Below are 12568 nucleotides of genomic sequence, written 5' to 3' on the forward strand. Positions count from 1 at the left end.
TTGGGGTATCACTTCTTCCAGCTACCCACGAGAGTCCGATGAGCAAACTGATTGTCCGCGCCGGCGATTTCACCTTTGACGCCCGTTTCGAGGAGCAGCTCGCGCCGAAGACGGTCGCCGCGTTCCGCAAGGCGATGCCGTTCGAGAGCCAGGCGATCCACGTGCGCTGGAGCGGCGAGGGCGTCTGGATGCCGCTCGGCGATCTCGATTTCGGCGTCTCCTACGAGAACCACACCAGCTATCCGGCGCCGGGCCAGATCATCCTCTATCCCGGTGGCATCAGCGAGACCGAGATCCTGCTCGCCTATGGCGGCGTGCATTTTGCCAGCAAGATGGGCCAGCTCGCCGGCAATCATTTCATCACCCTGACCTCGGGGCTCGAGAATCTCACCGCCTTCGGCAAGACGGTGTTGTGGAAGGGCGCGCAGAACATCCGCTTCGAGGAAATTTGATGTGACCGAGGCCCGCTATCCGCGCGATCTCCGCGGCTACGGCCGCAATCCGCCGGATCCGAAATGGCCCGACGCGGCGCGCGTTGCCGTGCAGTTCGTGGTCAATTTCGAGGAGGGCGGCGAGAACAACATCCTGCACGGCGATCGGGCCTCGGAGGCGTTCCTGTCCGACGTGCTGGGCGCGCAGCCCTGGGTCGGAAAACGTCACGCCAATATAGAAACCATGTTCGAATACGGCTCGCGCGCCGGCTTCTGGCGGCTGTGGCGGATGTTCTCCGAGCGCAAGCTGCCGGCCACCGTGTTCGGCGTCGCGATGGCGCTGAAGCGCAATCCGGATGTGGTCGCGGCGATGCAGGAAGCGGGCTGGGATATCGCGAGCCACAGCCTGCGCTGGGTCGAGCACAAGGACATGTCGGAGGACGAGGAGCGCGCGGAGATCGCGCGCGCCATCGCCGTGCATACCGAGGCGACCGGCGCGCGGCCGCTCGGCTGGTACACCGGCCGCTCCTCGATCAACACGCTGCGGCTTCTGATGGAGGCGGGCGGCCTGCGCTATCTCTGCGATTCCTATGCCGACGATCTGCCGTACTGGATCAAGGCAGCCGGCACCGCGCCGCATCTCGTGATCCCCTATACGCTCGATGCCAACGACATGCGCTTCATCAACGCGCAGGGCTTTGGCGGCGGCGACGAGTTCTACACCTATCTGAAGGACAGCTTCGACGTGCTCTACGCCGAGGGCGCGACATCACCCAAGATGATGTCGGTCGGCCTGCATTGCCGCGTCGTCGGCCGTCCCGGCCGCGCCGCCGCGCTGATGCGCTTCCTCGACTACATCCAGAAGCACGAACACGTCTGGGTGCCGACCCGGCTCGCGATCGCCGAGCATTGGCACGCCAATCTGAAGCATCTCGCCGCGGACGCATTCGAGATCGGCTAAGGTCGGGTCCGAGTGTGGAGCTCTTCTTACCTCGCCCCGCGTGCGGGGAGAGGTCGGATCGCATGAAATGCGATCCGGGTGAGGGGGAGTCTCCGCGAGCTCAGCTATCACCGTCTGCGCTGAGGCAGCCCCTCACCCCAACCCTCTCCCCGTAAGAACGGGGCGAGGGAGCGCGGTCCCGTTGTGGTTGCTGCTGAAACTTGTTCTCTTGGAATGTCAGTGGCCGGCCATGTGCCGGCCGATCTCCGTGAGGTCGGCTTCGCTGGCACGGGCCTCATGGACAAATGCGCCGTGGAACATCACGACCAGCCGGTCCGACAATTCCAGCAGCTCGTCGAGGTCTTCGCTGACCAGCAACACCGCGGCGCCGCGGTTGCGGGCCGCCATGATCTCGGCGTGGATCTGCGCCACCGCGGCGAAGTCCAGCCCGAAGCAGGGATTGGCGGCGATCAGCACCTCGACGTCGCCCCAGAGCTCGCGCGCCAGCACCGCGCGCTGCACATTGCCGCCTGATAGCGCCGCGATCGGCGTCTCCGGCGTGCGGGTCTTGATCTTGTAGCGGTTGATCTTGCGCTCGGCGTCCTCGCGGAACGCCGACCGATTCAGCCACCAGCCGCCGCGCGCGAACGGGGTGCGGTCGAACTCGCGGAACGCGATGTTGTCGGCAACGCTCATGCCGCCGACGCAGGCGTTCTTCAGCGGCTCTTCCGGCAACAGCGACATCTTGTGCCGGCGCATCTCCTCGCGGCTTGCCGCATAGGTCTCGCCCTGGACGCGGATGACGCCGCCCTCGGCGTCGCGCTGGCCGGCCAGCACTTCTACGAGCTGACGCTGGCCGTTGCCGGAGACGCCGGCGATACCGACGATCTCGCCACTCTTCACCGTCAGCGACACGCCGTGCACGGCAATCGCGCCAGCATCGTCCAGCGCGGTGAGCTTGTCGAGCTCGAGCCGTGGCGTGCCGGTCTCGCCGGTGCGCGGCGGTTGCACGGTCAGCTGCTCGGCGCCGATCATGGTGCGGGCCATCTCGTCCGGGGTGAGGTCGGCGACCCGGCCGGTACCGGCGAGCTTGCCGCGGCGCAGGATCGTCACGTCATCGGCAAACGCCATCACCTCGCGGAACTTGTGTGTGATCATCAGGATGGTGAGTTCGCCCGCGACCACCATCGCGCGCAGCATGCCGAGCACCTCGTCGGCCTCGCCCGGCGTCAGCACCGAGGTCGGCTCGTCCAGGATCAGGAAGCGGCGCTTCAGATAGAGCTGCTTGAGGATCTCGCATTTCTGCCGTTCACCGGCGGAGATATCGGAGACTTTTGCATCGAGCGGCACCTTGAACGGCATCCGCGCCAGGAAGGCCTCGAGTTCCTTCTTCTCCTTGCGCCAGTCGACCACGGCCGGCACGTCGTCGCGCGCCAGCACCAAATTCTCGGCGACCGTCATCGCCGGCACCAGCGTAAAATGCTGGTAGACCATGCCGAGCCCGAGCGCGTGGGCGTCCTTGGGATTGGCGATGGCCTGCTGGCGATCGCCGACGATGATCTCGCCTTCGGTGGCGTGGTAATAGCCCATGATGCATTTCACGAGCGTGCTCTTGCCCGCGCCGTTCTCACCGAGCAAAGCGTGGAACGAGCCCGGACGCACCTTGAGCTCGACATTGTCGAGCGCCAGGAAGTCGCCGAACCGCATCGTCATGGCGATGGCGTCGACGCCGAACGCGCCTGTGGGGGCGGGCGGTTCGCCGATGATCACGACAGCGCCCCGATCAGGTCGGTGGATTTCGTCACCGCGCCGAACACGCCGCCCTGCATCTTGATCATCTTCAGCGCATGGTCGTGATTGCTTTTGTCGGTCGCGCCGCAGCAATCCTCGACCAGCACGCATTCGAAGCCGCGGTCGTTGGCCTCGCGCATCGTGGTATGCACGCAGACGTCGGTGGTGATGCCGGTCAGCACGATGTTCTCGATGCCGCGCAGCCGCAGCATCAGCTCGAGGTCGGTGGCGCAGAACGAGCCTTTTCCCGGCTTGTCGATGATGGGCTCGCCCGGCAACGGCGCGAGATCGGGGATGATCTCCCAGCCCGGTTCGCCGCGCACCAGGATGCGGCCGCAGGGGCCGGGATCGCCGATGCCGGCGCCGATCTGGCGCGAGCGCCAGCGCTTGTTGGCGGGCAGGTCGGCCAGATCAGGGCGGTGGCCTTCGCGGGTATGGATGATGTGAAAGCCCTGCGCGCGCATCACCGCGAGCAGCTTCCTGATCGGCTCGATCGGCGCCCGCGTCAGCGAGAGGTCGTAGCCCATCTTGTCGACATAGCCGCCGACGCCGCAGAAGTCGGTCTGCATGTCGATGATGATGAGCGCGGTGTTCTCTGGCCGCAAATCGCCATTGTAGGGCCAGGCGTAGGGCTCGGACTTGATGAAGCGCTCGGGCATGAATGATCTCGCGGTCTATCGGGTGATGGACAATTCGGCGGGCGCGCCGGTCAGCGTGCGCTTCGGCGAGCAGGTGATGATCATGATCGCAAGCGTCAGGATGTAGGGCGCGGCGTTGAACAGATGATAGCCGGAGGTGACGCCGACCGATTGCAGCGCGGGCCCGAGCGCGGCGGCGCCGCCGAACGCGAGCGAGGCCCACAGGCACAGCATCGGATCCCAGCGCGCGAAGATCACCAGCGCCACTGCGGTGATACCCTGTCCCGAGGAGAGCCCTTCGTTCCAGCTGCCCGGATAGAACAGCGACAGGAACGAGCCGCCGATGCCGGCGAGGAAGCCGCCGACCATGGTGGCGCGCAGCCGGATCAGCAGCACGGAATGGCCCATCGCGCGCGCTGCGTCCGCGCTCTCGCCGGCGGTGCGGATCAACAGGCCCCAGCGCGTGGTCCTGAACGCCCAATAGAGCAGCGGCGCGATCGCGACGCCGATCAGGAACAGCACGTTGATGCGCAGCGCCGCGCGCACTTGCGGGATGTCGCTCCACCAGCCGAAATCGATCGCCGGCAGCCTTGCCGCGGTCGGCTCGATCAGCGGCTTGCCGAGGAAGAAGGCCAAACCGGTGCCGAGCAGCATCAGCGCGATGCCGACGGCGATATCGTTGACCCGCGGCAGCGAGCAGATGCCGGCATGCAGCGCGCCGAACAACGCGCCGGTGATGCCGGCGGCGAGCACGCCAAGCCATGGCGAGCCGGACAGATAGGAGATTCCGTAGGCGCTCATTGCGCCCATCACCAGCGTGCCTTCGAGGCCGAGATTGATGCGGCCGCTCCTCTCGGTGATGCATTCGCCGAGGCTGACGAACAGGAACGGCGTCGAGACGCGGATGGCGCCGCCGAATACGGCGAGCGGAACGGTCCAGAGCCCGAGCGAAGCGTCCGCCATGTCAGGTCTTTCCCTTGAGGAAGCCGATGCGCCCGTAGAGCGCGTCGCTTGCCAGCACGAACACGAAGATGATGCCTTGCAGCACCAGCACCGAAGCATCGGGCAGGCCGAGCCGCCGCTGCAGCAGGCCGCCGGAGGCCGAGATGCCGCCGAGCAGGATCGCCACCGGAATGATCGCGAGCGGATTCTGCCGCGCCAGGAATGCAACGAGGATGCCGGTGAAGCCGTAGCCCGCGGCGAGGTTGGCATTGGTGCGGCCCTGCACGGCCGCGACCTCGATCATGCCGGCCAGTCCCGCGCTGCTGCCGGCGAGGAAGCAGACGGTCAGGATCAGCTTGCCGACGGAAAGCCCCACGATCTTGGCGGCGCGGATGTTGCCGCCGGCGACGCGCGCGGCGAACCCGAAGGTCGTGTGATAGATCAGGACGTAGGCGGCCACAGCCGCGACGAGGCCGAACACCAGGCCCCAATGCACGTCGGTGCCGGGAATGCTGCCGATCATGTTGGTGGCGCCGATCTCGCGCGTCGACGGCTTGTTGAGGCTCGCCGGATCGCGCATCGGTCCCTCGACCAGATGGTTCAAAATTGCGAGCGCGATATAGACCAGCAGCAGGCTCGATATCGTCTCGTTGACCCCGCGATATTGCCGGAGGCCGCCGGACAGCGTGATCCAGAGGCCGCCGCCGATCATGCCCGCGATCACCATCGCGATCTGCACCACGATCGGGGCGGCGCCCTGCAACGCCAGCGCCGCCGATGTTGCCGACAGCGCGCCGATCAACAGCGCGCCTTCGCCGCCGATGATCACCATGCCGAGTTGCGCCGGCAGCGCCGTGCACAGCGCGGTCAGGATCAAGGGCGCTGCGCGGGTCAGCGTGTTCTGCCAGGAGAACCAGGTCCCGAACGCGCCGTAGTACATGTAGAAATAGAGGTCGAGCGGGTTCTTGCCGTAGAGTGCGATGAAGCCGCCGAACACCGCGAGCGCGCCGACCAGCGCCGCGCCTGGGATCAGGATGTATTCGATGCTTGCGCCGTAGCGCTGGAGGAAGCCGGGATCGGCAGCCGGAGCAACGCCGGCCGCCTCCACCGATTCCGCCGCCTCGGTCGTCACGCGGTGGCTCCGATCACGCCCTCGACCAGATAATCCATCTTCTCGAGCTCGGGATCCTGCTGGCCGCGATCGGTGCCGGAAGCGATCACCGTCTTGCCCTTGTTGTCGACCAGCGGGCCCTTGAAGATCGTGAACTCGCCGGACATGAACTTGGCCTTGACGTCGTCGGCATGCTTACGGGCTTCCGCCGAGACCATCTCGCCATAGGGCGAGACCTTGACGATCTCTTCCTTGAGGCCGCCGCGATAGAAGTTCGGGATCGCTTCACCCGCGACGATCATCTTGACGAACTTCGGATAGAGCGCTTCCCAGTTCCATTCGGCGCCGGTGAGATAGGCCTTCGGCGCCAGCGGCGACTGGTTGACGTGATAGCCGCAGACCATCGCGCCGCGGCGCGCGGCGTTCTCGACCATCGTCTTCGGTCCGTCGACATGGCAGGTCAGCACGTCGACGCCCTGGTCGATCAGGCTGTTGGTCGCTTCGGCTTCCTTGACCGGCATCGACCAGTCGCCGGTGAAGATCACCTGCGTGGTCGCCTTCGGATTGGCGAGCCGGGCGCCGAGCGTGAACGCGTTGATGTTGCGCAGCACCTGCGGGATCGGCTTGGCCGCAACGAAGCCGAGCTTGCCGCTCTTGGTCGAATAGCCGGCGACGATGCCGGAGATGTATTGCGCCTCGTCGATGTAGCCGAAATAGCTGCCGGCGTTCTTCGGGTCCTTGTCGGTCCAAAGGCCGCCGCAATGCTCGAAGTGCAGCTTGGGAAACTTGGCCGCCATCTTGACGACGTGCGGGTTGTAGTAGCCGAACGAGGTCGGAAACAGCAGCGTGGCGCCGTCGAGATTGACCATGGACTCGATGGTCTTCTCGACCGCGTCGGTCTCCGGCACCTTCTCTTCCTCGACCACCTTGATGCCGGGCAGCTTCTTCACCGCCGCCGCGCCCTGGGCGTGGGCCTGGTTGTAGCCGTAGTCGTCACGGGACCCGACATAGATGAAGCCGACCGTGGTTTCCGCTGCCGCCGCGCCGCGAATTCCGAGCGTGCTGCCCAATGCCAGCGCCGCGCTTCCCTGCAACAAATGCCTTCTTGAAATCCTGCCAAAATCCATCGCTGCTCCCTCCGGCGGGGCCGGCCCGCCTGTCCTTGTCGCAGCCGCCGTAACGGCGGCGCTTGACCGAGTGTCGCAAGCTTCGTGCCAGAGCACGTTTGGCAGTCACAGTTCCGTAAGTAGCTGATTGTGAATACGAATGATGATCGGTGTGGTTCGCCTTTGGAATCGGCAACACCAATCATGCCTAATTTATGGGCGATCATTCTTCGTTGTATGCAATGCCGTTAAGCAACCGCTAACCGCCGAGCGGTCGATGCGAGCCGGGCCCGCAGCGTCGCAGACGGCGGCATTTGCCGGCTGGTGAATCGGACCGGGCCTGCTACCAGTGAAGCGGGCTCCGGCGCCGGGTTGGACCGATGGGAAACAGCATGAGTGAGACAAGACCGTCCTCGAATCCGTCCTCAAACCCGTCTTCCCTCGGCGACGAGATCGTGGCGCGGATCGATCAGCTCGCGGCGATCTCGGAGACGCCGGAGCATCTGGCGCGCGTCTTCCTCACCGACGAGCATCGCAGGGCGGCCGATCTGATCCTGTCCTGGATGCGCGAGGCCGGCATGAGCGCGCATCTCGATGCGATCGGCAATGTCTGCGGCCGCTACGAAGGCGAGCGGCCGGGCCTGCTGGCCCTGATGCTCGGCTCGCATTACGACACCGTGCGCGATGCCGGCCGATGGGACGGGCCGCTCGGCGTCATCACCGCGATCGCCTGCGTTGCCGATCTGAACCGGCGCGGCAAGCGGCTGCCGTTCGCGATCGAGATCGTCGGCTTCGCCGACGAGGAGGGCGTGCGCTTTGCGTCGACCCTGCTCGGCAGCCGCGCGGTAGCCGGCACCTTCGACGAGAGCGTGCTCAACACGCGCGATCGCGCCGGCACGTCGATGCGCGATGCGCTGATCGCCTTCGGGCTCGACCCCGACCATATCGGCAAGGCGGCGCGCGCCCGCCGCGAACTGCTCGGCTATGTCGAGCTGCACATCGAGCAGGGCCCCGTGCTGGAACAGCAGGCGCTGCCGGTCGGCGTCGTCACCGCGATTTCAGGGGCGACGCGGCTTGCCGCCAATCTCACCGGCGTCGCCGGCCATGCCGGCACCGTGCCGATGAAGCTGCGGCGCGATGCGCTGACGGGCGCTGCCGAATGCATCGTTGCGATCGAGCAGTTCTGCAACAGCGATGAGGCTGGTCTCGTAGGTACCGTCGGCTATATCAGCGCCATGCCCGGTGCCACCAACGTGATCCCAGGCAAGGTGTCGTTCACGATGGACATCCGCTCGCAGAGCGACATGCACCGCAAGCGCGCCGTCGCCGACATCGTGCGGCAAATCGAGGCAATCGCAAAGCGCCGCGACCTCGCCTTGCAGATCGACGTCACCCACGAGAACCGCAGCGTGCCCTGTGCGCCGTGGCTGAAGGCGCAGATCGCCGAGGCGGTAGCTAGCGAGGGCCATGCCGTGTTCGAGCTGCCGAGCGGGGCCGGGCACGACGGCATGGCGATGGTCGATGTCGCCGACATCGGCATGATCTTCGTGCGTTGCCGCGGCGGGATCAGCCATAATCCCGCCGAGCATGTCGAACTCGCCGACGCCGACACCGGCGCGCGGGTGCTGCTGCGCTTCATCGAGAATTTTCGTCCGCACGGTGCAGTGAATAGCTGAGACCGCCGCACCTGGCGGCCCGTATAGCGCCAGTCTGCTGTCGCCCGATCCGTGCCGAATCCGGACAGATTGGACCGCCGTTTCCAGCTCGGCCGAGCCTATTTGCGCCCCGGATCCAAATCGCTAGACTTGCCCGAACGGGGGGAAGGACATGCGCTCGTCCGTCGTCCAGGACGTTCAGTTCCCGAAACAACCGGCGCTGCAGCTGATCTATGACACTGCACCGATCGGTCTTGCCTACCTCTCTCCCGATTGCCGTTACCTTCAGATCAACCAGCGCCTCACCGAAATCTGCGGCATTTCGGTCGAGGGTCATCTCGGACGCACGGTGCACGATTGCGTGCCCGGACTCGCCTCCGCGGTCGAGGACATCGTCCGCTCGATCATGGAAACCGGAGCGCCCGTGACCGGCGTGGAGGTCTACGGCCAGCGCCCGGGCCACAATGATGAGCGATGCTGGATCACGCATTGGCATCCGCAGCGCGAGCCGAACGGCAGCATCGTCGGCGTCAACGTTGCCGCCGAAGAGATCACCGACCGCAAGCGCAGCGAACGCGAGATCCGCGCCGCGCGGGATGCGGCCGAGAAGGCCCTGCATCATCTGCAGGAGACCCAGGCCTCGCTGATCGAGGCCGAGAAGCTCGCGGCGCTGGGCCGGCTGGTGGCCGGTGTCGCGCACGAGATCAACAGTCCGGTCGGCACCAGCCTCACGGTCGCCTCGGTGCTGGAGCAGAAATGCGCCGACTTCGCTGCCGAGGCCGCGCGCGGCAAGCTGAAGCGCTCCAGCCTCAGCGATTTCATCGAAGTCGTCGAAAGCGCGTCGGCACTGCTGGTCGGCAACCTCAAGCGCGCCGCCGATCTGGTGCAATCGTTCAAGCAGGTGGCCGTCGATCGGAGCTATTTCGACCGCAGCCAGTTCGATCTCGGCGAGGTGACCGAGCAGGTGCTCTCGAACCTGCGTCCGGCGTTGCCGAAGAACAATCTGGCGCTCGACGTCGATTGTCCGTCTGGTCTTGCGATGAACAGCTATCCCGGCCCCTACGGCCAGGCGCTGACCAATCTGTTCGTCAATTCGGTCGCGCACGCGTTTCCGGACGGCAAGGGCGGCACCATCACGATCCGGCTGCGCCTGTCGGGTCAGGACCAGGTGGAAATCCTGTTCGCCGACGATGGCTGCGGGATGAGCCGTGATGTGCTGCGGCAGGCCTTCGATCCATTCTTCACCACGCGCCGCGACATCGGCAGGATCGGGCTCGGCCTCCACATCGTGCACAACATCGTCACGAACCGGCTCGGCGGTGAGCTCCATCTGGACAGTGCCCCGGGCATGGGGACGCGCGTCCGGATCACGCTGCCGCGCCTGGCTCCGCAGCGCGGCACCGATGGCTGACTGCAAAGATAGTCGTCCCTGCTTTCGCAGGAACGACACGGAGTTTGTGGCGTGCGATCTCGGAAGGTGGCCGCGAGGCTATTTCTAGCCGCCGGAGAAGAAAACTCTACTCGGCTCCACTCGAACGAAAGGTCCTTCCAGCCTGGAGCCGCAAAAGGCATTCCACGACCCTTGCTTCCGCCCCCGTCGTCGCGACATTGTTGCGGTATTCCCTGATGGTACGACGATGAGCCAATCCGCATTCGATCCCTTCGGCGAGCCGGTTCCCGCGGTCGATTCTTCGGCCGCGAGCGAGGGCGTGTCGAAATGGCTGAAGACCGCGGGCACCAGCGTGTTCTGGGTGCTGGTGGTCGGCATCGTGTTGGCGCGCGCGGTGTATTTCGAGCCCGGCGTGTTCAGCTTCGAGCATGCCGTTGCGTGGGTGCAGGGTCTGTTCGCCGCGCTCTAGCCGCCGGCGTCCGCGGCGCCGTCTTCGCGCCCTTTGTCTCTCGAATGATCCCCTCGAACGCGACCGCCGCCGGCACGTCCAGCCGGCCGGGCGATTTCAATTGCCACAGCGTGCGCTCGATATGGACGCCCTTGATCGGGATCACCTTGAGTTTTCCAAGCTGCACCTGATCGTCGATCGTCGCGATCGACACGATGGCGACGCCGACGCCTGATGCCACCGCCTGCTTGATCGCCTCGGTGCTGCCGATTTCCAAGGTTCGCTGTGGCTCGACCCGGTGGGCGGCGAGTGCCTGCGCGACCACCTCGCGGGTGCCGGAGCCGGGCTCGCGCACGATCAGGATCTCGTCGTTCAGCAGGCGGACGTCGATCGCGCCCGCGGCGGCCGCGAAGCGGTGATCGGGAGCCGCGATCAGCACCATCACATCGGTGCGCCAGGCTTCGCTGGTCAGGTTCTCGTCCTCAACCGGCCCCTCGACTAGCGCGATCTCGACCTCATGCCCCAGCATCAGCGCCGCGATGTCAGAGGTGTTGGCGCTCACGACGTGCAGGTCGATGCCGGGAAAGGCGCGGTGGAACACGCCGAGATATTCCGGGATCATGTAGGTCGCGATCGTGGTGCTGGCGCCGATCCGCAGCGAGCCGCTGTCGAGGTTGCGCAGCGCCTGCAATTCGTCCTCGGCGGCGCGCTCGGCCGCGAACAGCGTCTCGGCATGGCGGGCCAGTGCGGCGCCCTCCCGGGTCGGCCGTACCCCCTTCGGCGTGCGGTCGAGCAGCCGGCAGCCGACCTGCAGCTCGAAATCCCGCACGCCCTTGGAGATCGCCGGCTGGCTGATGTGCAGGAGATCGGCGGCGCGGGAGAAACTTCCACTTCTCGCCACCGCCGCGAACAGGCGGAGCAGATGCAGGTTGAGGGACATAACTTCTCTCTATCGGGGCAGTCCGAAAAGATATTAGCCAAGAGGCGCCCTCTGGCGCATAAAATCTTCTCTGAAAAGAGGATTTCGTGCCGCAACAAGAACAAGATCAGGGGCAGACGCAGGGGGCGCTGAAGCGCATTTTCCTGCTCATTCCGGGCATTCTGCTCTGCGGCGTGGTCACGATCATCGCGCTCGGCGTCCAGGCCGCCGAAGAGCGGGTTTTCGACCATCCCTATATCGAGGCCCTGGTCGTCGCGATCCTGCTCGGGATGGCGGTCCGCACCGCCTGGGAGCCCGCCGAGCGCTGGCGTTCGGGCATTGCCTTCAGCGCCAAGCAGCTGCTCGAGGTCGCGGTGATGCTGCTCGGCGCGTCCATCAGCTTCGCCGCGATCCTGGCCTCGGGCTGGCTGCTGATCGGCGCCATTGCCGTGACCGTCGTGATCATGCTGGCAGTGAGCTATGGCCTCGCCCGCCTGCTCGGGCTCAAGGCCAAGCTCGCGATCCTGATCGCCTGCGGCAATTCGATCTGCGGCAACTCCGCGATTGCCGCGGTGGCGCCCGTGATCGAGGCCGATGGCGACGACATCGCCTCGTCGATCTCGTTCACCGCCATTCTCGGCGTGCTGATGGTGCTCGGCCTGCCGCTGCTGATCCCGCTCTTGAAGCTGACGGCGACGCAATACGGCATCCTCGCCGGGCTGACGGTCTACGCCGTGCCACAGGTGCTGGCGGCGACCGTGCCGGCCGGCATCGTCTCGACCCAGATCGGCACGCTGGTGAAGCTGGTGCGCGTCCTGATGCTGGGCCCGATCGTGGTTGCCCTCTCGCTGTTCGTGGCGCGGCAGCGCAAGGCCGCCGGCACCGCCGAGCAAGGTCCTGCGAAGGCTGCCGCGATCAGCCCGTTCAAGCTGGTGCCCTGGTTCATCATCGGCTTCCTGGTGCTGGCCGCGCTGCGCTCGTTCCAGCTGGTGCCCGATATCGCGATCGCGCCGGTGACCAAGACGGCGGCGATCCTCACCGTGGTCTCGATGGCCGCGCTCGGGCTCGGCGTCGATGTCCGCGTGCTCTCGACCGTCGGCGGCCGGGTGACGGCCGCAGTCACGCTGTCGCTGATGCTGCTGCTGGGCCTCAGCATCGGTCTCGTGCACTTCTTCAAGTAGCCGCGAGGGGCGCCGC

General features: G+C 66.0%; 12 protein-coding genes. 6 read left to right on the forward strand and 6 right to left on the reverse strand.

Annotated elements, in window-relative coordinates; translation table 11 throughout:
* Window positions 1-38 precede the first annotated feature (38 nt).
* Together CO675_RS01665 and puuE are read left to right on the forward strand one after the other, a co-directional pair.
* Complete coding sequence (locus tag CO675_RS01665) at window positions 39-452, forward strand: DUF3830 family protein (protein ID WP_021077459.1); 414 nt, start codon at window positions 39-41, stop codon at window positions 450-452.
* Window position 453: 1 nt separating this feature from the next.
* Window positions 454-1392 carry an allantoinase PuuE gene (puuE, locus tag CO675_RS01670; RefSeq protein WP_097670284.1) on the forward strand — a complete coding sequence of 313 codons (939 nt, stop codon included), beginning with the start codon at window positions 454-456 and terminating at the stop codon, window positions 1390-1392.
* Between the two features lie 216 nt (window positions 1393-1608).
* Here the strand turns inward: puuE and CO675_RS01675 are convergent, their stop codons facing one another.
* Genes CO675_RS01675 through CO675_RS01695 form a run of 5 tightly spaced genes read right to left on the reverse strand, consistent with a single transcriptional unit; the run spans window position 1609 to window position 6980 of the window.
* Window positions 1609-3141, reverse strand: coding sequence for an ABC transporter ATP-binding protein (locus tag CO675_RS01675; RefSeq protein WP_097670285.1), 1533 nt, complete (start codon window positions 3139-3141; stop codon window positions 1609-1611).
* Complete coding sequence (gene biuH, locus CO675_RS01680; RefSeq protein ID WP_097670286.1) at window positions 3138-3821, reverse strand: biuret amidohydrolase; 684 nt, start codon at window positions 3819-3821, stop codon at window positions 3138-3140. Before biuH ends, CO675_RS01675 begins: the two co-directional genes overlap by 4 nt.
* Before the next feature lie 15 nt (window positions 3822-3836).
* Window positions 3837-4763 carry an ABC transporter permease gene (locus tag CO675_RS01685; RefSeq protein ID WP_097670287.1) on the reverse strand — a complete coding sequence of 309 codons (927 nt, stop codon included), beginning with the start codon at window positions 4761-4763 and terminating at the stop codon, window positions 3837-3839.
* Between the two features lies 1 nt (window position 4764).
* Window positions 4765-5874 (reverse strand): ABC transporter permease, encoded by a 1110-nt coding sequence (locus CO675_RS01690; protein ID WP_097670288.1) that lies wholly within the window; start codon window positions 5872-5874, stop codon window positions 4765-4767.
* The gene (locus CO675_RS01695) at window positions 5871-6980 is read right to left on the reverse strand and encodes a BMP family ABC transporter substrate-binding protein (RefSeq protein ID WP_097670289.1); all 1110 of its coding nucleotides are present in this window, start codon (window positions 6978-6980) and stop codon (window positions 5871-5873) included. The genes CO675_RS01690 and CO675_RS01695 overlap by 4 nt, the downstream gene beginning before the upstream one ends.
* Before the next feature lie 371 nt (window positions 6981-7351).
* Between CO675_RS01695 and CO675_RS01700 the strand changes: the two genes are divergently transcribed.
* The 3 genes from CO675_RS01700 to CO675_RS01710 all read left to right on the forward strand — a co-directional run bounded on the left by CO675_RS01700 (window position 7352) and on the right by CO675_RS01710 (window position 10473).
* Complete coding sequence (locus CO675_RS01700) at window positions 7352-8635, forward strand: allantoate amidohydrolase (RefSeq protein WP_097670864.1); 1284 nt, start codon at window positions 7352-7354, stop codon at window positions 8633-8635.
* Window positions 8636-8786: 151 nt separating this feature from the next.
* Window positions 8787-10025, forward strand: coding sequence for an ATP-binding protein (locus CO675_RS01705; RefSeq protein ID WP_097670290.1), 1239 nt, complete (start codon window positions 8787-8789; stop codon window positions 10023-10025).
* Between the two features lie 226 nt (window positions 10026-10251).
* Entirely contained in the window at window positions 10252-10473 is a 222-nt protein-coding gene (locus tag CO675_RS01710) for a hypothetical protein (RefSeq protein ID WP_097670291.1), read from the forward strand.
* Here the strand turns inward: CO675_RS01710 and CO675_RS01715 are convergent.
* On the reverse strand, window positions 10421-11392 hold the full coding sequence (locus CO675_RS01715; RefSeq protein WP_097670292.1) for a LysR substrate-binding domain-containing protein: 972 nt from the start codon (window positions 11390-11392) through the stop codon (window positions 10421-10423). The two genes, CO675_RS01710 and CO675_RS01715, sit on opposite strands and share 53 nt — an antisense overlap.
* Window positions 11393-11478: 86 nt before the next feature.
* Between CO675_RS01715 and CO675_RS01720 the strand changes: the two genes are divergently transcribed.
* Window positions 11479-12552, forward strand: coding sequence for a YeiH family protein (locus CO675_RS01720; RefSeq protein ID WP_097670293.1), 1074 nt, complete (start codon window positions 11479-11481; stop codon window positions 12550-12552).
* Window positions 12553-12568: the final 16 nt, after the last annotated feature.

Origin of the sequence: Bradyrhizobium sp. C9, from assembly GCF_002532045.1 — a bacterium.
GTDB lineage: Bacteria > Pseudomonadota > Alphaproteobacteria > Rhizobiales > Xanthobacteraceae > Bradyrhizobium.